The organism is Mycobacterium hippophais (assembly GCF_027529605.1).
GTDB classification, from domain to species: domain Bacteria; phylum Actinomycetota; class Actinomycetes; order Mycobacteriales; family Mycobacteriaceae; genus Mycobacterium; species Mycobacterium arseniciresistens.
On record NZ_JAPZPY010000006.1, the window covers coordinates 200834 to 220897 of the forward strand.

The window sequence follows — 20064 nt, forward strand, 5'->3', positions numbered from 1 at the left end:
GGCACGTCCGGGTTGACCCGTCTGGACTGCGCCGATGGCCCTACGATCATCGTCGTGGCGACAGCGGGATCGGGGCGGCGGACGTCTGGCACCCGAGCGAGGGACACCGACCGGAACGACACGTGCAAGGTGCTCGACACCGCGCTGGCCGAAGGACAGCTGTCGATGACCGAGCACGGCGAACGGGTGAAGGCCGCCACCAATGCCGCCACCCTCGGCGACCTGCAGGCGTTGATGAGCGATCTGCAGACCGCCGCACCGGCGCAGATGCGCGATCTCAAGGAGCCCCGCAAGCTGCCCCAGCCCGGCACCGGCGCCGGCTGGGGCCTGCGCCTCGCCACCGCCGCGGTGCTGGTGGTCTTCGGCATCGCCGTCGGCTGGGGGCTGTACGGCAACACCAGTTCGCCACTGAGCTTCGAGACCGATCCTGGCGCGAAGGCCGACGGCATACCGGCGCGTGTGCTCACCCCGCCGCGGCAGCTGCTGTCACTCGGCGGCATCAACGGCCTCTTCGAGCAGATGCGCAAGAAGTTCGGCAACACCGAGGGCTTCGACCTCGACATCCGGCCCGACCAGGCCTATCTGCGGATCCCCGACCCCCGCGACGCCCGCCGCACGCTGCAGTACACCTACAGCGGCGGCTGGAGTGACGATCCGTCGGAGACCAACACCGCCGACGCCGCCCGCCCGATCGACCTGGCCAGGTTCAACGTCGAGGCGGTGCTCGGGGCGATGCGCGGCGGACCGCAGACGGTCGGCCTGCCGGCCAACGATCCGGCCGAACTGCGGCTGGACATCAGTCCCTCCAACGATCCGCTCACGCCCGGCGACGTCAAGCTCATGGTCTACGTGGACGGCGAGTTCAAAGACGGGCACTTCACGCTCACCCCCGACGGCGAACTCAAGGACGTCTACCCAGCTTCCTGACGCCCGTGCGGGTGAACCGCGGGTGAACGAATGTGCGCGCTGATGTAGCGGTATATATATCGGCGCGATACAGTTGGCCGAGGTGTTGAAGCGTCGTAACGGCGCGAGCAAATTTCTGCCGAAGGGGGTGAATCGATGCTGGAGCTCGCCATTCTGGGCCTTCTGCTCGAGTCGCCCATGCACGGCTACGAGTTGCGCAAACGCCTGACCGGTTTACTCGGCGCTTTCCGGGCGTTCTCCTACGGTTCGCTCTACCCGGCGCTGCGGCGCATGCAGGCCGACGGCCTCATCGCCGAGGACGCCGCGCCCGAGGGCACGCTCACGCGCCGCCGCGCACGGCGGGTCTACCGGCTCACCGACACCGGTAAGGCGCGGTTCACCGAACTCGTCGCCGACACCGGTCCCCAGAACTACTCCGACGACGGATTCGGAGTGCACCTGGCCTTCTTCAACCGCACCCCGGCCGAGGCCCGGATGCGGATCCTCGAGGGGCGCCGTCGTCAGGTGGAGGAACGCCGGGAAGGCCTGCGTGAAGCAGTTGCACGGGCCAGCAGCTCATTCGATCGCTATACCCGCCAGCTGCATCAGCTCGGGCTGGAGTCCAGCGAACGAGAAGTGAAGTGGCTCAACGAGCTGATCGCGGCAGAACGTCAGGGCCAGGGGCGCGCTGACAACGCGTGAGAAACCAATACAGCTGAGCAGTACCGAATTCAGTATCGAGAGGGAGAACGTCGTCATGACTGAGAACACCGAAGTCAGGGTCGCCATCGTCGGTGTGGGCAATTGCGCGTCCTCATTGGTGCAGGGCGTGCAGTACTACCACGATGCCGATGAGACGGCCACCGTGCCCGGTCTGATGCACGTCAAACTCGGCCAGTACCACGTGCGCGACGTCAAGTTCGTCGCCGCATTCGACGTCGACGCCAAGAAGGTCGGGTTCGACCTGTCCGAGGCGATCTTCGCGTCGGAGAACAACACGATCAAGATCGCCGACGTGCCGCCGACCAACGTGACGGTGCAGCGCGGCCCGACGCTCGACGGGATCGGCAAGTACTACGCCGAGACCATCGAGGTGTCCGACACCGAGGCCGTCGACGTCGTCAAGGCGCTCAAAGACGCCCGCGTCGACGTGCTGGTGTCCTACCTGCCGGTGGGCTCCGAAGAGGCCGACAAGTTCTACGCCCAGTGCGCGATCGACGCCGGCGTGGCATTCGTCAACGCGCTGCCGGTGTTCATCGCCAGCGACCCGGTGTGGGCGAAGAAGTTCGAGGACGCCGGTGTGCCGATCGTCGGCGACGACATCAAGAGCCAGGTCGGCGCCACCATCACCCACCGCGTGATGGCCAAGCTGTTCGAGGACCGCGGCGTGCAGCTCGACCGCACGATGCAGCTCAACGTCGGCGGCAACATGGACTTCCTCAACATGCTCGAGCGTTCGCGGCTGGAGTCCAAGAAGATCTCCAAGACCCAGGCCGTCACCTCCAACCTGCAGCGCGAGTTCAACACCAAGGATGTCCACATCGGACCGTCCGACCACGTCGGCTGGCTCGACGACCGCAAGTGGGCCTACGTGCGCCTCGAGGGCCGCGCCTTCGGTGACGTGCCGCTGAACCTGGAGTACAAGCTCGAGGTGTGGGACTCGCCGAACTCCGCCGGCGTCATCATCGACGCGGTGCGCGCCGCCAAGATCGCCAAGGACCGCGGCATCGGCGGCCCCGTCGTCGCCGCCTCGGCGTACCTGATGAAGAGCCCGCCGCAGCAGCTGCCGGACGACATCGCCCGCACGCAGCTCGAGAGCTTCATCGAAGGCTGAATTCTTTCGCGATTTGTGGAGTCCCGCCCGCGCTCAGCGCGGCTGGGGCTCCACATTTCGCGTTATAGGGTCGTGGCGTGATCACCGACGATCAACTGCCGACGCTCGACGAGTTCGCGCTGCTGCCCGAGAACGCCGAGCAGGCGGGCGTCTCCGAGATTCCTCCGGCGCAGCGCGTCGACCGCGGCGGGATCAGCGCGCTGAAGTTCGGCGACGCACCGCCGCGCGTGGTGTTCCTGCACGGCGGCGGGCAGAACGCGCACACCTGGGACACCGTGATCCTGGGACTGGGGCAACCCGCCCTGGCAATCGACCTGCCCGGCCACGGCCGGTCCGCGTGGCGCGAGGACGGCGACTACGGCCCGCGGGAGAACGCCGTCGCGATCGCGCCGGTGCTGCGTGAGCTCGCGGCGTCGGCCGACCTGATCGTCGGGATGTCGCTCGGCGGCCTCACCGCCATCCGGCTGGCCGCCGCCGAACCCGACCTCGTGCCCCGGCTGGTGCTGGTCGACGTCACGCCGTCGGCGCCCGAGCGGCACACCGAGATGACCGATGCGCAGAAGGGCACCGTCGCGCTGGTCCAGGGTGACCGCACCTTCCCGAGCTTCAAGGCGATGCTCGACGTCACCGTCGCCGCGGCCCCGCATCGCGACCCGAAATCGTTGCGGCGCGGCGTGTTCCACAACACGAAGCAGCTCGACGACGGCACCTGGACGTGGCGGTACGACTCCTTCCGCACCGGCGACGGCTTCGAGGGGCTGTGGGACGACGTCCCCGCCCTGACCATGCCCACCACGCTGGTGCGCGGCGCGAACTCGCACTTCGTCAACGACGAGGACGCCGAGGCGTTCAGCCGCAACGCACCCGGCTTCCTACGCACCGTCGTCGTCGCCGATTCCGGGCACTCGGTGCAGGGCGACCAGCCGCTCCGACTGATCGAGATCCTGCGCGAAGAGCTCGCGTAGTCCACTACTCACGTCGTGCGGGTGCCGCCGTGTGATCGTCGGGAGACGATCGACGGGAGCGAACATGACCGCCAGTGGATGCGCGCAGTGACCGCCATGGAGGGCCGCTGGCGCCACTCCTTCGAAGAGGACCACGAAGGCATCCGGGTGTACCGACCCGACGACTACGACTTCCCGCCGTCCCGCCGCCGCGGCGGCGTCGAGTTCGGCGCCGACGGCACCTTCCTCGACTGGGGTCCGTCGACGCCCGACGTCAACGGCAGGCCCGGCTCGTGGACCGTCGACGCGGCGATGCGGCAACTCGAGCTGACCATCGGCGACTGGCACCGTGTCATCGAGGTGGTCTGCCTACGGGCCGACCGGCTCGAGCTCCGCATCCGCACGCCGTGAGGGCCACACGTCGCCTGCTGTTCACCCAATGCTTCCCGGACGTCGACCCGCCTGCCGTAGGTTTCGGCTGGTCCCGACCGCCCAGCCCGCGGCCGGTGAGTGGAAGGAAACTGCCCCCATGGCGCTTGTGCCACTGAACCTGTTCGTCTCCCACGACGGCCGGTCCTCGCGACAACACATCACCTGCCGCTACAAGTGCGGTGACGCCTGCTCCAAGCCTGCGCCGAACACCAGCGACAACGAGTACTTCGGCGACATCGTCAAGGCGGTCTCCCGCCGCTCGATGATCCGGGCCACCGGCGTGACCGTGCTGGCCGTCGGCGCGGGATCCGTGCTCGCGGCCTGCGGCACCGAGGATGCGCCCCAGGGCTCCCCCACCACGTCCGCTCCACCCGAGACGCCGCCGGGGATGAAGTTCAGCGCCGTCGCCCCCAACAGCGAGGACGCCGTCGTCGTGCCCGAGGGCTATCAGCAGGGCGTCGTGATCAGCTGGGGCGACCCGGTGCTGCCCGGTGCGCCGAAGTTCGACGTCACCAAGCAGACCGCCGCCGCCCAGCGCGGACAGTTCGGCTTCAACAACGACTTCGCCGCGCTGCTCCCGGTTGACGGCACACCCGGCCACTTCCTGCTGGTCACCAACTTCGAGTACGTCACGCCGCAGTTCATGTTCCCCGGCTACAAAGCCGACGCCCCGACGCGCGAGCAGTTCGACATCGAGATCGCCGCGATCGGCATGGGCGTCGTCGAGGTCGAGCGGGCGCCCGGCGGCGGCCTGCGCCCGGTGATGGGCCGCTACAACCGCCGCATCACCGCCGACACCCCATTCACGCTGACCGGCCCCGCCGCGGGCACCGACTTCGTCAAGACGGCGGCCGACCCGACCGGCCGGACCGTGCTCGGCACGTTCGCCAACTGTGCCGGCGGCGTCACCCCGTGGGGCACCGTGCTGTCCGGCGAGGAGAACTTCCACTCCTACTTCGGGGCGGCGGAGGGTTCACCGAAGCCCAGCCCGGTGGACGCCGACCGCCAGGACCGCTACGGCGTCGCGCTCGAGCCGTCCGAACTGCTGTGGGAGACCTTCGATCCGCGCTTCGACGTGGCCAGGACGCCCAACGAGGTGAACCGCTTCGGCTACGTCGTCGAACTCAATCCGTGGGACCCGGCGTCCACGCCGGTGAAGCACTCCGCGATGGGCCGGCTCAAGCACGAGGGCGCCAACATCTACGTCACCGGCGACGGTTCCGTGGTCGCCTACACCGGCGACGACGAACGCTTCGACTACATGTACAAGTTCGTCTCGAGCCGCAAGATCCAGCCCGGTCGCGAGCCGGCCGCCATGGCCAACAACATGGCCATCCTCGACGAGGGCACGCTGTACGTCGCCAAGTTGACCAGCGACATCCCGGCCGGCGAGATCGACGGGTCGGGCAAGCTGCCGGCCAAGGGTTCGTTCAGCGGCACCGGCACGTGGCTGCCGCTGCTGCGCTCGGGCCCCAACGGGCAGGCCGAGTCGCTGGTGCCCGGGATCACCGCGCAGGAGGCGGCGGTGTTCACCCGGATGGCCGCCGACAAGGCCGGCGCCACCAAGATGGACCGCCCGGAGGACTTCGAGGCCGACCCGAAGACGGGCAAGGTCTACGTCGCGCTGACCAACAACGACGAGCGCGGCGCGCCGGGTGAGGCGCCGGTCGATGCGGCCAATCCGCGCAACGACAACAAGAGCGGGCAGGTCCTCGAGATCACCGACAACCACACCGGCACCGACTTCACCTGGGACTTGCTCCTGGTGTGCGGTGACCCCGCCGCGGCCGACACCTACTTCGCCGGGTTCGACAAGACGAAGGTCAGCCCGATCTCGTGCCCGGACAACCTGGCGTTCGACAGCCACGGCAACCTGTGGATCTCCACCGACGGCAACGCGCTGGACTCCAACGACGGCCTGTTCGCCGTCGCCCTTGACGGGCCCAACCGCGGGGAGACCAAGCAGTTCCTCACCGTGCCGCTCGGCGCGGAGACCTGCGGCCCGGTGATCACCGACGACCTCGTCACCGTCAGCGTTCAGCATCCCGGCGAGTTCGACGACAACAGCATCGACAACCCGAAGTCCCGTTGGCCGGAGGGCGGCAACGGCACGGCGCGGCCGTCGGTGGTCGCGGTGTGGAAGGCCGACGGCCAAATCGGCGTGTGAGCGGCGGGCCGCTAGCATCGGCGGATGTCACCGGCAGGGCTCGTCAGCATCGATCTCGCCCATGAGGGCAATGAGGCGTCGGACCTCGTGCACGTCGACAACGACGCGCTGCTGGACGCACACGGCTGGGACCTCGGCTTCTGGACCGTGCTCGACGAAGGTGCGGCCGAGGACTGCATTGCCGTGCTCGGCCACGCCCGCGGCGCGGCGCCGGACAGCGGCTGGGACATCCACCCGCTGCCTGCCGTCGCCGGCCGGGAGAAGGGGCGCACCGAGGACGCCGAAGCGGTCGCGCGGCACGCCGGCTGGGTCTACGTGGTGGGGTCGCACTACGGGTCCAAGGGCGGACCACTGCAGGCCAAGCGCGCCTTCATCGCCCGCTTCGACGAACAGTCGATCGACCGCACAGTGCCCGAAGCCGAGTTGCCCCTTGACATCCGGCGCAACAAGTTCGGGCTGCACCGGCTGATCAACGATGCGCTCGACGCGTCCCACGTCGTCGCGATCACCCCGGGCGACACCGTGCGCACCCGCTTCATCGCCAGCACCATCGAACGCGGCACCCAGCGCGACAAGAGCTGGGTCGACCGGTTGACCGAGCGCGACGTGCCGATCAACATCGAGGGCGCCGCCTTCCGCCCGAACGGCAATCTCTTGCTGGCACTGCGCTTCCCGTCGACCGCGGAAGGAGAGCCGATCCTCGTCGAGCTGTCCGGCGTGCCCGCCATGTTCGACGGTGAGGCCGACGCGCCGACCGTCGTCCGGGTCTGGGAACTGGCCGGGGTGTCCCCACCGGGCGCGCTCGTCGGCTTCCGTGCCCTGTCCCGGTCGGGCGACGACGTCTACGACGCGATCGTCGGCTCGATCGACGCGACCGGCAAGGGCTCGGTGCTGCTCGAAGATCACCCCGAGGGCGCCGACGCCCACTGTTCGCACTGGCGCTTCACCCTGCCCGGTGACGACCAGCCCGCAGGCGCCGTGCACGCCGAGCTGGTTCGCGACTTCCCCGACCTCCGCAACGTCGAAGGCCTCGCCGTCGAAGGCGGACAGACCTACTACGTCACCGACGAAGACCATCGAATCCAGCTGCGATTCGGCTGAACGTCGCGGCGCCCGCTGTCCGGCAGCGGTTACCGTGGCGAGGTGACCTCAGCCTCAACCCGCCCCGTGCGCATCGGCGTTCAGCTCCAGCCCCAGCACTCCCCCGAATACCGCCACATCCGCGACGCCGTCCGGCGCTGCGAGGACATCGGCGTCGACGTCGCCTTCAACTGGGACCACTTCTTCCCCCTCTACGGCGACCCCGAGGGCGCGCACTACGAATGCTGGACCATGCTCGCCGCGTGGGCCGAGCAGACCTCGCGCATCGAGATCGGCGCGCTGGTGAGCTGCAACTCCTACCGCAACCCGGAACTGCTCGCCGACATGGCGCGCACCGTCGACCACATCTCCGAAGGCCGGCTGATCCTCGGCATCGGTTCGGGCTGGAAGCAGAAGGACTACGACGAGTACGGCTACGACTTCGGCACCGCGGGCAGCCGGTTGAACGACCTCGCGGCGGCGCTGCCGCGCATCAAGTCCCGGCTGGCCAAGCTGAACCCCGCGCCCACCCGAGACATCCCGATCCTGATCGGCGGGCAGGGCGAGAAGAAGACGCTGCGCATGGTCGCCGAGTACGCCGACATCTGGCACGGCTTCACCGACCGCAGCACCTACCCCGGCAAGGCCGAGGTGCTCGACCGGCACTGCGCCGACGTCGGCCGCGAACCGTCGACCGTCGAACGCTCCTCCGGTGTGCCCGAACGCGGACACGACGCGATGCTCGCCGAGGCCGACGCGCTCGTCGGGCTGGGCGTCACCCTGCTCACCATCGGCGTCAACGGCCCCGACTACGACCTGTCAGCCGCCGAGGCGCTGTGCCGGTGGCGCGACGAGCGGGCGGCCTGACCTCGGCCGCCTGACCCCGTGAGACACTGAGCGCCAGCCGACTGGGGGGTCAGCGCGAATGCCGAAGAAGTACGGGGTCAAAGAGAAGGACCAGGTTGTCGCGCACGTCATCAACCTGGTGATGACGGGCAAGCTGCGCGGCGGTGACCGCATCGACCGCAACGAGATCGCCAAGGACCTCGGCCTGAGCCGGGTGCCGATCCAGGAGGCGATGGTGCAACTCGAGCACGACGGCATCGTGTCGACCAGGTACCACCGCGGCGCGTTCGTCGAGCCGTTCGACGAGGCCGCATTGCGCGAACACCACGAGCTCTACGGGATCCTCAACGGCCTCGCCGCCGCGCGTGCCGCGACGGACCCCACGCCGCGGGTGCTCGCCCGGCTCGACAGCGCGCTGCACACGCTGCGTTCGGCGAAGGATCCGAGGTCGTTCCAGGAAGCCTGCTGGCACTACCGCGACACCGTCAACGACGAGTACGCCGGCCCTCGGCTGCAGGCCGCGATCCGGGCTGCGCAGAGCTTCGCACCGTCGGAGTTCTGGACCACCTACCCGAAGAGCAAGCAGGAATTCCTGCCCGGCTACGAGGACGAGAACCGCGCGATCCGCGACGGCGACCCCGACGCGGCGCGGGCGGTGTGGGCGCACCGGGCGGAGCTGATGGCCACGATCATGATCGCCGAGCTGACCCGCCGCGGCGTCCTGGGCGACTTGCGATCGCATTGAGGCCTACCGGCGCACCCTGAGGCGGGCGGCCGATAGGTTGCCTTCATGAGCGCCCGACGACTTCCCGCGGTGGCCGCGACCGTCCTGATGGTCTGGGCCATGGTCGCCGGCCTCGGGTTCGCCGCACCGGCCGCCGCGCAGACCGATCAGTGCGCGCCACCGGGGGTGCAGAGCGCCAGCGCGCTACCGACCAACCTCGCTGCGGCGGACCAGGGTCCCGGCGCCGACCGGTACACCACACCGAACGTGACACCGCTGGACCGCGTCGACATAGGCGGGCTGAACCTGAGCCGCCCCGGCATGCTGACGGTCGGCACGTTGTCCGACGCGCCGCCGAGCATCTGCATCGACTCCGCCGGACAGTTCACCGGATTCGACAACGAACTGCTGCGCGCGATCGCCGACAAGCTGGGGCTGCGGGTCGAGTTCGTGGGCACCGAGTTCTCCGGGCTGCTCGCCCAGACCGCGGCGCGGCGCTTCGACGTCGGCTCGTCGTCGATCACCACCACCGACGCCCGGCGACAGACCGTCGGGTTCACCAACGGCTACGACTTCGGCTACTTCTCGCTGGTGGTGCCGAGCGGATCGGCGATCACCGGCTTCTCGGACCTGCGGGCGGGTCAGCGGATCGGCGTCGTGCAGGGCACCGTGCAGGAGGAGTACGTCGTCAAGACGCTCGGACTGGACCCGGTGAAGTACCCGGACTACAACACCGTCTACGCCAGCCTCAAGACCCGGCAGATCGACGCGTGGGTGGCGCCCTCGCAGCAGGCGTCCGGCACCGTCCAGGCCGGCGACCCCGCGCAGATCATCGAGAACACCTTCAGCCTGGACAATTTCGTCGCCTGGGCGGTGGCCAAGGAGAACCAGCCGCTGATCGACGCGCTCAACTCGGGGCTCGACGCGATCATCGCCGACGGCACCTGGTCGCGGCTGTACTCCGACTGGGTGCCACGCGCGCTGCCGCCCGGCTGGAAGCCCGGCTCGAAGGCCGCGCCCGCGCCGCAGCTGCCCGACTTCGCGGCCATCGCCGCCCAGCAGGAGCGGCCCGCCGCGGCGCCCGCCGCGCCGAAATCGACTCTGGCACAACTGAAGGACTCGTTCCTCGACTGGGACCTGTACAAGCAGGCGTTCCCCGACCTGCTCAAGACCGGGCTGCCCAACACGCTCATCCTGACGGTCAGCGCCGCCGTCATCGGCCTGGTGCTCGGCATGGCGCTGGCCATCGCAGGCATCTCGCGGTCGCGCCTGCTGCGCTGGCCCGCGCGGGTGTACACCGACATCTTCCGCGGCCTGCCCGAAGTGGTGATCATCCTGCTGATCGGTCTCGGCCTCGGACCGGTGGTCGGCGGGCTGACCGGCAACAACCCGTTCCCGCTCGGCATCGCGGCCCTGGGTCTGATGGCCGCGGCGTACACCGGCGAGATCTTCCGGTCCGGCATCCAGAGCGTCGAGGCGGGGCAGCTCGAGGCGTCGCGGGCGCTGGGGTTCAGCTATTCGACGTCGATGCAGCTGGTGGTGATCCCTCAGGGTGTGCGGCGGGTGCTGCCCGCGCTGATGAACCAGTTCATCTCGCTGCTCAAGGCGTCGTCACTGGTGTACTTCCTCGGACTGGTCGCCAACCAGCGCGAACTGTTCCAGGTCGGGCGGGACCTCAATGCGCAGACCGGCAACCTGTCACCGCTGGTGGCCGCCGGGCTGCTGTACCTGGCGCTGACCATTCCGCTGACCCACCTGGTCAATTACGTCGACAACCGGCTGCGCCGCGGCAGACAGGCACGGGCCGAAGACCCCGAACTGTCTCCGGCGGCGAACCAGGAGATGATCTGATGCCCGACTTCGAACCGGTGTCGCTGGCCTGCAACGACGTTCACCTCGCCTTCGGGCCGAACGCGGTGCTGCGCGGGGTCGACCTCGACGTGCCCGCGGGCAGCACCGCCACGGTGATCGGGCCGTCGGGATCGGGCAAGTCGACGCTGCTGCGCGTGCTGAACCGGCTGTACGAACCCGACAGCGGTGACATCCTGCTCGACGGCCGCTCGGTGCTGAAGGACAACCCCGACCAGCTCCGGCAGCGCATCGGCATGGTGTTCCAGCAGTTCAACCTGTTCCCGCACCGCAGTGTGCTGGACAACGTCACGATGGCGCCGCGCAGGTTGAAGAAACTGCCCGCCGACACCGCCCGCGAACTGGGGCTCGCCCAGCTGGACCGGGTGGGCCTGCGGCACAAGGCCGACGTGCGGCCGGGCACGCTGTCCGGCGGTCAGCAGCAGCGGGTCGCGATCGCGCGGGCGCTGGCGATGGCACCGCAGGTGATGTTCTTCGACGAGGCGACCTCGGCGCTGGACCCCGAGCTCGTCAAGGGGATCCTGGCGCTGATCGCCGACCTGGGCGCCGACGGCATGACCATGGTGGTGGTCACCCACGAGATGGGTTTCGCGAGGTCGACGGCGGATTCGGTGGTGTTCATGGACCACGGGCAGGTGGTCGAGTCGGGTCCGCCCGAGCAGATCTTCGACGCCGCGGAGACCGACCGGCTGCGCCGCTTCCTCTCACAGATTCTCTGACGCGAAAATTTACGTTCCTTCCCATATTGGCAGGGACCGACACGTTAGACTGTCGAACTATGGTCGAGACCGATCCGCAGGTCACCGAACTCGCGGGCGAGCTGCAGCGGGTGCTGTCCCGGGTGTTCTCGATCCTGCGCCGCGGCGACGCCAACCGCGGCACCGCCGGCGACCTCACACTGGCCCAACTCTCGATCCTGCTGACGCTGCTCGACCAGGGGCCCATCCGGATGACCGAGCTGGCCGCGCTCGAGCGGGTCCGCACCCCGACCACCACCGTCGCGATCCGCCGGCTGGAGAAGATCGGCCTGGTCAAGCGCTCCCGCGACCCCTCCGACCTGCGTGCCGTGCTCGTCGACATCACGCCCGAAGGGCTGGCCCAGCACCGTGAGGCGCTCGCCGCCCGCCGGGCCGCGCTGGCCGAGCGGCTGGCCAAGCTCAGCGCCGACGAACTCGAGACACTCACCAAGGCGTTACGTCCGCTGGAACACCTCGCCGACCCAGAGGACGGGACCGACCGGACCTGACCGGTTCGGTCAGCCCAGCCAGTCCAGCACCGCCGCCGCCGTCCACGACTGCTGCATGCTGCCCAGCGGCTCACCGGTGAACGGCTCGTAGTACTCGGCGAAGGTTCCGTCGCTGGCTTGGCGCAATCCCTCGTGGCGCAGCACCCGCGCCCGTTCGGACCAGCCGCGGCGGGCGAAGCACCACGAGAACAGCCACGTCAGCACCGGCCACACCGGGCCGCGCCAGTACTCGCGCGGCCGGAAGTCCCGCGACACCGGAGACGTCGACGGGATGCACGCGTACTTCAGGTCCGGGTGACCGCAGAACCGCGGCCCCTCGAGCAGGCGAAGCAGCGCACGCTCCTTGTCGTGCGGAAGCCCGCCGCACAGCAGCGGCGCGAACTGCACGACGGTCTCGGTGGCGAGCAGGCGCTCCGCGCGGACGTCGTAATCCCTTGCCGCGCCGGTTCGTTCGTCGGTGGTTTCGACGACGCCTGCGCGGAACCGCTCCGCCCAGCCGTAGAGTTCGCGGACGTCGGCGTGCGGGCGCTTGTAGTCCTCGCCGATCTCGGCGAGCACCTGGCAGGCCACCGAGAAGATGGCCGAGACGAACACGTCCTCGACGGCGAAGCTCATCACCTTGGGCAGCAGGCCGTCGTCGTAGCGGACGGACTTCATCTCCTCGAGCAGCCACAGGTAGCGGTCGTACTCGTGGTCGGTCGGCCGCTGGCTGGCGTCGGTGACGATGGTGTTGTCAGCGCGCTGGTATTCGGGCACCGCACCGGGAATCACGTTGGCGTAGGCGCTGTCCCAGCGCGGCGAGTTGTCCATGCCGGACTCCCACCCGTGGTACAGGGTGATCCGGCCGTGCTCGTTCTGGTCGCGGGACTCGGCCAGCCAGCGGTGCCAGCGCACCAGGTCCGGCCACCGGCGGTCCAGGAACGCCTCGGCGACCGCACGGGTCGAACGGCCCCTGGTGCGGGCGTGGTCGAGGATGCGCTGCACCGCGATCGCATGCACGGGTGGCTGGGTGATGCCCGAGGTGTGCCGGTTGCGCGGCGCGTCGGGGGCCAGCGCCGAACACGCCCACCGGGCCGGGCCCGGGAAGTACCCGTCGACGCCGTTGGCGAACACGATGTGCGGGATCATGCCGTTGCGCCACTGCGCCGACAGCAGCGTGTCGAGTTCCACCACCGCCCGCTCGACGCTCAGCGGCGCCAGTCCGATCGCCACGAACGCCGCATCCCAGCTCCACATGTGGGGGTACAGCAGCGGCGCGGCGGTCGTCATGGAGCCCAGGTCGTTACCGCGCAGCAGGTATGCGGCGCGGGCCGCGAGCTGGGTGGGCGCGAAGCTGGGATCGTGGGGCATCGGTTCAATGATGCGTCTCCGAGGGCGAGTCCGCAGGTCGGTAGGGTCGCACCTGTGCCGACCGCAATGATCACCGGCGCAGGAGGCGGGCTCGGCTCGGCCATCGCCGCCGCCCTGGCGCCCACCCACACCCTGTTCTTGGCCGGCCGGCCGTCGGACCGGCTCGACGACGTGGCCGAGCGTCTCGGCGCTACCACCTGGCCGCTTGACCTGCGCGATCTCGACGGGCTCGAGGCGCTCACCGAGCCGATCGTCGAGCTCGACGTGCTGGTGCACAACGCCGGGGTCGCCTATCCGGGCCGGGTCGCCGAGTCCAGCGTCGAGGAGTGGCGTGACACGATGGAGGTCAACGTCGTCGGCGCGGTCGCCCTGACCCTTGCGCTGCTGCCCGCGTTGCGGACCGCCGGCGGTCAGGTGGTGTTCATCAACTCCGGGTCGGGGATCAACGCCTCACCGGGGCTGGCGTCGTACTCGGCGAGCAAGTTCGCGCTGCGGTCGTTCGCCGACTCGCTGCGCGCCGACGAACCCTCGCTTCGCGTGACGTCTGTGCATCCCGGCCGGATCGCCACCGCCATGCAGGAGGACCTCGTCGCCTACGAGGGCCGCGAGTACCGGCCGGAGGATTTCCTGCAGGCCGACACCGTCGCCAAGGTGGTGGCCGACGCGGTGCACACCCCGCCCGACGCTCACGTGCATCAGGTGATCGTCCGCCCCCGCTAGTAGTGATTTCGGCGTGCTCACGTTCGGTGAGCGAACGTTTCCGCGCCGAAATCCCTAAACGACGAGGTTGACCAGGCGGCCGGGGACGACGATCACCTTCTTCGGCGTCGCGCCGTCCAGGAACGTCTGCACCTTCTCGTCGGCCAGCGCCGCCGTCTCCAACGCGTCCTTGGCGGCGTCGGCCGCGACGGTGATCCGGCTGCGCACCTTGCCGTTGACCTGCACCGGGTACTCGACGGTGTCGGTCACCAGGTACTGCGGGTCGGCCACCGGGAACGGCCCGTGCGCCAGCGGGGTGTCGTGGCCGAGGCGGCGCCACAACTCCTCGGCCATGTGCGGCGCCAGCGGGGCGACCATCAGCACCAGCGGCTCGATCGCCGCACGCGCGGTGACGCCCTCCTTGGTGAGGTGGTTGGTGTACTCGATCAGCTTCGCCGCCGCGGTGTTGTTCCGAAGCGCCGCATAGTCTTCCGACACACCGGCGATGGTGCGGTGCAGTACCCGCAGCGTGTCGGTGTCGAGCGCCTCGTGCCCGGCGACACGGTCTTGGCCGGTCTGCTCGTCGATCACCAGCCGCCACACCCGCTGCAGGAAGCGGTGCGCGCCGACGACGTCCTTGGTCGCCCATGGCCGCGACGCCTCCAGCGGGCCCATCGACATCTCGTAGACCCGGAGCGTGTCGGCGCCGTAGTTGTCGCAGATCTCGTCCGGTGACACCGAGTTCTTCAGGCTCTTGCCGATCTTGCCGAACTCCTGGAGGACCTCCGCGCCTTCGTACCAGAACTTTCCGTCCCGTTCGACGACGTCCGCTGCGGGCACGTAGGAGCCGCGGGAGTCGGTGTAGGCGAACGCCTGGATGTAGCCCTGATTGATCAACCGGCGGTACGGCTCCCGCGAACTGACGTGGCCGAGGTCGTGGAGCACCTTGTGCCAGAACCGGGCGTACAGCAGATGCAGCACCGCGTGCTCGACGCCGCCGACGTAGAGGTCGACGCCGCCGGGATCGTCCGGACCATGCTCGGCCGGCCGCGGACCCATCCAGTAGGCCTCGTTCTCCTTGTCCGCCAACGCTTCCTTGTTGTACGGATCGGTGTAGCGCAGCTCGTACCAGGAACTGCCCGCCCACTGCGGCATCACGTTGGTGTCGCGGGTGTAGGACTTCGGACCGTCACCGAGATCGAGTTCGACGTGCACCCAGTCGGCGGCCTTGTTCAGCGGCGGGTTCGGCTCGCTGTCGGCGTCGTCCGGATCGAACTGCACCGGTGCGTAGTCCGGGATGTCCGGGAGTTCCACCGGCAGCGCTGATTCGGGCAACGGGTGCGCCCGCCCGTTCTCGTCGTAGACGATCGGGAACGGTTCACCCCAGTAGCGCTGCCGGGCGAACAGCCAGTCGCGCAGCTTGTACTCCACCCGGGCCCGGCCGCGGCCGTCGGCCTCCAGGCGCTGCGTGATCGCGTGCTTGGCCTCCGAGACGCCGAGGCCGTCCAGATAGTCGGAGTTGACCAGGATGCCGTCGCCGTTGTAGGCACCCTCCGAGATGTCGCCCCCCGCGACCACTTCCACGATCGGCAGGCCGAACTCCGTGGCGAAGTCCCAGTCCCGCTGATCGCCGCCAGGCACGGCCATGATCGCCCCTGTGCCGTAGCCGACCAGCACGTAGTCGGCGATGAAGATCGGAACCCATTGCCCGTTGGCGGGATTGACCGCATGGCTGCCCAGGAACACGCCGGTCTTGGCCTTGTTCTCCTGCCGCTCCAGGTCGGACTTCGCCGCGATGCTCGCGCGGTAGGCCGCGACCGCATCGGCGGGCGTCGCCCCGCCGTAGGTCCAGCGGGGATCGACGGCGTCTGGCCACTGCGCCGCGGTCAACTGCTCGACCAGTGGATGCTCGGGCGCGAGCACCAGGTACGTCGCGCCGAACAGTGTGTCGGGGCGGGTGGTGAACACCTCGACGTCGCCCGCGTCGGTGGAGAACCGGACCTGTGCGCCCGTCGAGCGCCCGATCCAGTTGCGCTGCATCGTCTTGACCTTGTCCGGCCAGTCCAGCGCGTCCAGGTCGTCGAGCAGCCGGTCGGAGTAGGCGGTGATCCGCATCATCCACTGCCGCAGCCGCTTCCGGAACACCGGGAAGTTGCCGCGGTCGCTGCGGCCGTCGGCGGTGACCTCCTCGTTGGCCAGCACCGTGCCCAGGCCCGGGCACCAGTTGACCATCGAGTCGGCGCGGTACACCAGCCGGTGGGAGTCGATGACATCGGCGCGTTGGCCGGCGTCCAGCTCCGCCCACTCTCGGCCGTCGTCGAGTCGACGTGCGCCGGAGTCGAACTCGGCCACCAATTCGTCGATCGGCCGGGCCTTGGCGACCGCCGGATCGAACCAGGCGTTGTAGATCTGCAGGAAGATCCACTGCGTCCACCGGTAGAAGTCCACATCGGTGGTGGAGAAGCTGCGCCGCGAGTCGTGCCCGAGGCCCAGCCGGCCGAGCTGGCGTCGGAAGTTGACGATGTTGGCCTCGGTGCGGGTGCGCGGGTGCGTCCCGGTCTGCACGGCGTACTGCTCGGCGGGCAGCCCGAACGCGTCGAAGCCCAGTGCGTGCAACACATTTCGCCCGGTCATCCGGTAGTACCTGGCGTAGACGTCGGTGGCGATGTAGCCCAGCGGGTGTCCGACGTGCAGGCCCTCACCCGACGGGTACGGGAACATGTCCTGCACGAACATCTTGTCGGCGGGTACGGGCGTGCCGTCGGCCGGCGCCAGCTCCCCGACGGGGTTGGCCACGTTGAAGGTGCCGAGCTCCGCCCAGGTCTGCTGCCACGTGCGCTCGATGTCCCCGGCGAGCTCCGCGGTGTAGCGGTGCTGCGGGGTGTCGGCGGTGTCAGGCGAGTCGGTCACCTCACCAGGGTATAAAGCCCCGATCGCGCACCTCAACGCGCATGTCGGAGGTGATCTGCGCCACCCGCGGGGGCACGGGTTGGTATCGGTTGCGTTGCGGACTTGTCCGTGTTTGATCCCGGCTTGGTTCCAGGCCTACCGGCGCAGCCCGCGCCGTGGATACAGTCGGCGCCTGACCGAGGGCATGACGTGCCCGACTGCTTTCGAAAGGTAGGCGTCGATGATCGGAAACGCCCGCCGCTGGCGGGTTCTGGCAGGAGGCATCGCCGCCGGTGTGGCCGGCGTCGTCGGCATCGCGGGCGCGACCGCGTCGGCACAGCCCACCTATCCGCAACCGTCGGTGCCGATCCCCCCGACGGTCACGCAGACGGTCACCGTCGCGCCTGCCGCCGCTCCGGTGGCGAGCTCGCCCACCGTCGGACAGGCGGGGCTGCTCCCCGGCTCGGCGGCCGTGCCCGGCACCGTGGCACTGCCGGGAACCGCGGCGCTGCCCGGCGCCGCACCGGTCGCGCCGATCGCCCAGGCCGTCGCCCCCGCGGTGCCCGCCATCACGCCCGCCACGTCCGGCACACTGCGCGAGTTCTTCACCGCCAAGAACGTCAAGCTCGAGCCGCAGGTGGCCAACGGGTTCACCGCGCTCAACATTGTGCTGCCGATGCCCGCAGGCTGGTCGCAGGTGCCCGACCCCAACGTGCCCGATGCCTTCGCCGTCATCGCCGACCGCAACAGCGGCGACCTCTACACACCGAACGCACAGGTCGTGGTCTACAAGCTCATCGGGGACTTCGATCCCAAAGAGGCCATCAGCCACGGCCTCGTCGACAGCCAGCAGCTGCCGGGCTGGCGGTCCATCAACGCCTCGCTGGCCGAGTTCAACGGGTTCCCGTCGGCCCTCATCGAGGGCAGCTACCGCTCGACCGAACAAATGCTCAACACCTCCCGGCGGCACGTGCTCGCGGCGTCGGGGCAGGACCGTTACCTGGTGTCGCTGACGGTGACCGCCGGCGCAGGCAACCAGGGCGCCCCGACGGCGGCCGACGCCACCGACGCCATCGTGACCGGCTTCAGGGTCGCCGCGCCGGGCACCGCCGCGTCCCCGGCCGCCGCAGCAGCCGCGTCACCCGCCGCACCGGCGGCCCCGGCGGCCCCGGCGGTTTTACCCGCGCCGCCCAGGACCCCGGCAGTGTCCGCACTGGCGGGCTAAAAGACGACGTCCCCCGGGCGAAGCCTGGCGCCCGGGGGGCGCCCCATCTGAGCGGGCGTTACCCGCGTTTCGTATCGTGTGACCCATGCTGATCACCGCGGTGCTGTGTCTGTGCGCCGCCGTCGCGATCGCGGGCGTCGGCCTCTGGCTGCTCACCCATCCCCGGCCCGCCGACCCCGTGCGGCAGGTGCTGCGGACCGTCGCGCCCACCCAACTCGCCGCCGCGGTCATGCTGGCCGCCGGCGGGACGGTCGCCCTGGCGGCCCAACCGCAGACCGCACTGCTGGTCGTGATCGTCTGCGTGGTCGGCGCCGTCGGCACCGTCGCGGCAGGCTGCTGGCAGAGCGCCAAACTCGCCGCCGCACGCAACGCCGCGACGGCCCAAGGCGGGTCAGGCTGCGCCGGCTCGTGCGCGGCGTGCACGCTTTCCTGCCACTGACCAGGCCCGCGCGTAAGGCGCGAGGCCGCTGGGTACGCCTCCTGCTGTGAGCGAACGCACAAAAGTACTCGTCATCGGTGGTGGTTTCGGCGGCCTGTTCTGCGCGCGCCGGCTCGGCCGCCTGGACGTCGACGTCACCCTGCTCGACCGTGCGGCCTGCCACGTCTTCCAGCCCCTGCTCTACCAGTGCGCGACCGGCACGCTGAGCATCGGGCAGATCAGTCGCTCCCTGCGGGAGGAACTGGAGGAGTACCGCAACGTGCGGGCCCTGCTCGGCGAGGCCGTCGACCTCGACCCGGACGAGCGGCGGGTGACGGCCCGGCGCCCCGACGAATCGATGTTCACCGTCGACTACGACGTGCTGATCCTCGCCGCCGGGATGCAGCAGTCCTATTTCGGCAAGCCGGAGTTCGCCCAGTTCGCGCCCGGGATGAAGACCCTCGACGACGCGCTGAGCATCCGCAGGCGGCTGTTCTGCGCCTTCGAGATCGCCGAGACGCTTCCGCCGGGACCCGAGCGTGACAGCTGGCTCACCTTCGTGGTCGCCGGCGGCGGACCCACCGGCGTCGAGCTGGCCGGTCAGATCCGCGAGATCACCACCCGGGCCCTGGCCAACCAGTTCCACAGCATCGAACCGACCGAGGCCCGCGTCCTGCTCTTCGACGGCGGTGAGCGCGTGCTCGCGAGCTTCTCGGAGGGGCTGGCCGTCAAGGCGACCAGGACGCTCGAGGACCTCGGTGTCGAGCTGCACATGGGGGTGCACGTCACCGATGTGCTCAGCGACAAGGTCACCGTCTCGCCCAAGGACGGCGGCCCCGACGAGGACTACGCCGCGCGGACCGTGCTGTGGACGGCGGGCGTCGAGGCGGTGCCGTTCGCCCGACGCTTCGCCGAGGTGCTGGACGTCGACACCGACCGTGCCGGACGCATGGCGGTGGAGCCCGACCTCTCCGTGCCCGGCCATCCGGAGATCTTCGTCATCGGCGACCTCGTCGGCCGTGACAAGCTGCCGGGCGTCGCCGAGAACGCCATGCAGGGCGGGATGCACGCCGCGGCGTGCGTGCGGCGCGACCTCCAGGGCAAGAAGCGCAAGCCCTACCGCTACCGCGATCTCGGTTCGGCCGCCTACATCAGCCGCGGGCACGCACTGCTCGAGGCGGGACCGATCCAGCTCGCGGGTTTCCTGGGCTGGGTGGGCTGGGGCGTGATCCACATCGCGTTCCTCACCGGCGTGCAGAACCGTGTCAGCACGCTGGCGACGTGGCTGATGACCATCGCCAGGGCCAGCCGCACGGACCGCACCTTCCTGCTGGGCAGCCCGATACCGCCGGAAGATCCCTACACCTGGCCGACGGAAGCCTCTGCGCCACGGCATGCCGTGCCCAAGGCCGACGGCGTCGCCTCCTGACCGGCG

At 69.6% G+C, this 20064-nt stretch carries 18 protein-coding genes; 16 read left to right on the top strand and 2 right to left on the bottom strand.

Going from position 1 to position 20064, the window contains the following annotated elements; all coding sequences use genetic code 11:
- Positions 1-54: 54 nt before the first annotated feature.
- From O6P37_RS15370 to O6P37_RS15425, 12 genes are all read left to right on the top strand, one after another.
- Complete coding sequence (locus tag O6P37_RS15370; RefSeq protein ID WP_269894900.1) at positions 55-927, top strand: DUF1707 SHOCT-like domain-containing protein; 873 nt, start codon at positions 55-57, stop codon at positions 925-927.
- A 135-nt stretch (positions 928-1062) separates the two neighbouring features.
- The gene (locus tag O6P37_RS15375; RefSeq protein WP_264013465.1) at positions 1063-1608 is read left to right on the top strand and encodes a PadR family transcriptional regulator; all 546 of its coding nucleotides are present in this window, start codon (positions 1063-1065) and stop codon (positions 1606-1608) included.
- A 55-nt stretch (positions 1609-1663) separates the two neighbouring features.
- Positions 1664-2740 carry an inositol-3-phosphate synthase gene (locus O6P37_RS15380; protein ID WP_269894901.1) on the top strand — a complete coding sequence of 359 codons (1077 nt, stop codon included), beginning with the start codon at positions 1664-1666 and terminating at the stop codon, positions 2738-2740.
- 77 nt (positions 2741-2817) lie between these two features.
- On the top strand, positions 2818-3705 hold the full coding sequence (locus tag O6P37_RS15385) for an alpha/beta fold hydrolase (protein ID WP_269894902.1): 888 nt from the start codon (positions 2818-2820) through the stop codon (positions 3703-3705).
- Positions 3706-3783: 78 nt separating this feature from the next.
- The gene (locus tag O6P37_RS15390) at positions 3784-4095 is read left to right on the top strand and encodes a hypothetical protein (RefSeq protein ID WP_269894903.1); all 312 of its coding nucleotides are present in this window, start codon (positions 3784-3786) and stop codon (positions 4093-4095) included.
- A 118-nt stretch (positions 4096-4213) separates the two neighbouring features.
- Complete coding sequence (locus tag O6P37_RS15395) at positions 4214-6283, top strand: PhoX family protein (protein WP_269894904.1); 2070 nt, start codon at positions 4214-4216, stop codon at positions 6281-6283.
- 24 nt (positions 6284-6307) lie between these two features.
- Positions 6308-7384, top strand: a complete 1077-nt coding sequence (locus O6P37_RS15400) for a hypothetical protein (protein WP_269894905.1) — start codon at positions 6308-6310, stop codon at positions 7382-7384.
- A 42-nt stretch (positions 7385-7426) separates the two neighbouring features.
- Entirely contained in the window at positions 7427-8230 is an 804-nt protein-coding gene (locus O6P37_RS15405; protein WP_269894906.1) for an LLM class F420-dependent oxidoreductase, read from the top strand.
- A gap of 58 nt (positions 8231-8288) precedes the next feature.
- The gene (locus O6P37_RS15410; protein ID WP_269894907.1) at positions 8289-8954 is read left to right on the top strand and encodes a GntR family transcriptional regulator; all 666 of its coding nucleotides are present in this window, start codon (positions 8289-8291) and stop codon (positions 8952-8954) included.
- 45 nt (positions 8955-8999) lie between these two features.
- Positions 9000-10784: an ABC transporter substrate-binding protein/permease gene (locus O6P37_RS15415; RefSeq protein ID WP_269894908.1), complete on the top strand. Its 1785-nt coding sequence runs from the start codon at positions 9000-9002 to the stop codon at positions 10782-10784.
- Complete coding sequence (locus O6P37_RS15420; protein ID WP_269894909.1) at positions 10784-11521, top strand: amino acid ABC transporter ATP-binding protein; 738 nt, start codon at positions 10784-10786, stop codon at positions 11519-11521. Before O6P37_RS15415 ends, O6P37_RS15420 begins: the two co-directional genes overlap by 1 nt.
- 59 nt (positions 11522-11580) lie before the next feature.
- The gene (locus tag O6P37_RS15425; RefSeq protein ID WP_269894910.1) at positions 11581-12048 is read left to right on the top strand and encodes a MarR family winged helix-turn-helix transcriptional regulator; all 468 of its coding nucleotides are present in this window, start codon (positions 11581-11583) and stop codon (positions 12046-12048) included.
- A gap of 9 nt (positions 12049-12057) precedes the next feature.
- On the opposite strand, the gene ggh is transcribed toward O6P37_RS15425, so the two are convergent.
- Positions 12058-13398, bottom strand: coding sequence for a glucosylglycerate hydrolase (ggh, locus tag O6P37_RS15430; protein WP_269894911.1), 1341 nt, complete (start codon positions 13396-13398; stop codon positions 12058-12060).
- 54 nt (positions 13399-13452) lie between these two features.
- On the opposite strand from ggh, the gene O6P37_RS15435 reads away from it, so the two are divergent.
- Positions 13453-14118: an SDR family oxidoreductase gene (locus tag O6P37_RS15435; protein WP_269894912.1), complete on the top strand. Its 666-nt coding sequence runs from the start codon at positions 13453-13455 to the stop codon at positions 14116-14118.
- Positions 14119-14172: 54 nt separating this feature from the next.
- Here the strand turns inward: O6P37_RS15435 and leuS are convergent, their stop codons facing one another.
- The gene (leuS, locus tag O6P37_RS15440; RefSeq protein ID WP_269894992.1) at positions 14173-17031 is read right to left on the bottom strand and encodes a leucine--tRNA ligase; all 2859 of its coding nucleotides are present in this window, start codon (positions 17029-17031) and stop codon (positions 14173-14175) included.
- A 196-nt stretch (positions 17032-17227) separates the two neighbouring features.
- Between leuS and O6P37_RS15445 the strand changes: the two genes are divergently transcribed.
- From O6P37_RS15445 to O6P37_RS15455, 3 genes are all read left to right on the top strand, one after another.
- Positions 17228-18211 carry an LpqN/LpqT family lipoprotein gene (locus O6P37_RS15445; RefSeq protein WP_269894913.1) on the top strand — a complete coding sequence of 328 codons (984 nt, stop codon included), beginning with the start codon at positions 17228-17230 and terminating at the stop codon, positions 18209-18211.
- 85 nt (positions 18212-18296) lie between these two features.
- On the top strand, positions 18297-18650 hold the full coding sequence (locus O6P37_RS15450) for a hypothetical protein (protein ID WP_269894914.1): 354 nt from the start codon (positions 18297-18299) through the stop codon (positions 18648-18650).
- Between the two features lie 46 nt (positions 18651-18696).
- Complete coding sequence (locus tag O6P37_RS15455; RefSeq protein ID WP_269894915.1) at positions 18697-20058, top strand: NAD(P)/FAD-dependent oxidoreductase; 1362 nt, start codon at positions 18697-18699, stop codon at positions 20056-20058.
- The last annotated feature ends 6 nt before the right edge of the window (positions 20059-20064 follow it).

Bases quoted from the DNA above. Each gene is read 5' to 3' on its own strand.
- O6P37_RS15410 (WP_269894907.1), top strand. From the start codon at position 8,289: ATGCCGAAGAAGTACGGGGTCAAAGAGAAGGACCAGGTTGTCGCGCAC.
- O6P37_RS15395 (WP_269894904.1), top strand. From the start codon at position 4,214: ATGGCGCTTGTGCCACTGAACCTGTTCGTCTCCCACGACGGCCGGTCC.
- O6P37_RS15400 (WP_269894905.1), top strand. From the start codon at position 6,308: ATGTCACCGGCAGGGCTCGTCAGCATCGATCTCGCCCATGAGGGCAAT.
- O6P37_RS15420 (WP_269894909.1), top strand. From the start codon at position 10,784: ATGCCCGACTTCGAACCGGTGTCGCTGGCCTGCAACGACGTTCACCTC.
- O6P37_RS15390 (WP_269894903.1), top strand. From the start codon at position 3,784: ATGCGCGCAGTGACCGCCATGGAGGGCCGCTGGCGCCACTCCTTCGAA.
- O6P37_RS15450 (WP_269894914.1), top strand. From the start codon at position 18,297: ATGCTGATCACCGCGGTGCTGTGTCTGTGCGCCGCCGTCGCGATCGCG.
- ggh (WP_269894911.1), bottom strand. From the start codon at position 13,398: ATGCCCCACGATCCCAGCTTCGCGCCCACCCAGCTCGCGGCCCGCGCC.
- O6P37_RS15415 (WP_269894908.1), top strand. From the start codon at position 9,000: ATGAGCGCCCGACGACTTCCCGCGGTGGCCGCGACCGTCCTGATGGTC.
- O6P37_RS15445 (WP_269894913.1), top strand. From the start codon at position 17,228: ATGATCGGAAACGCCCGCCGCTGGCGGGTTCTGGCAGGAGGCATCGCC.
- O6P37_RS15375 (WP_264013465.1), top strand. From the start codon at position 1,063: ATGCTGGAGCTCGCCATTCTGGGCCTTCTGCTCGAGTCGCCCATGCAC.
- O6P37_RS15425 (WP_269894910.1), top strand. From the start codon at position 11,581: ATGGTCGAGACCGATCCGCAGGTCACCGAACTCGCGGGCGAGCTGCAG.
- O6P37_RS15380 (WP_269894901.1), top strand. From the start codon at position 1,664: ATGACTGAGAACACCGAAGTCAGGGTCGCCATCGTCGGTGTGGGCAAT.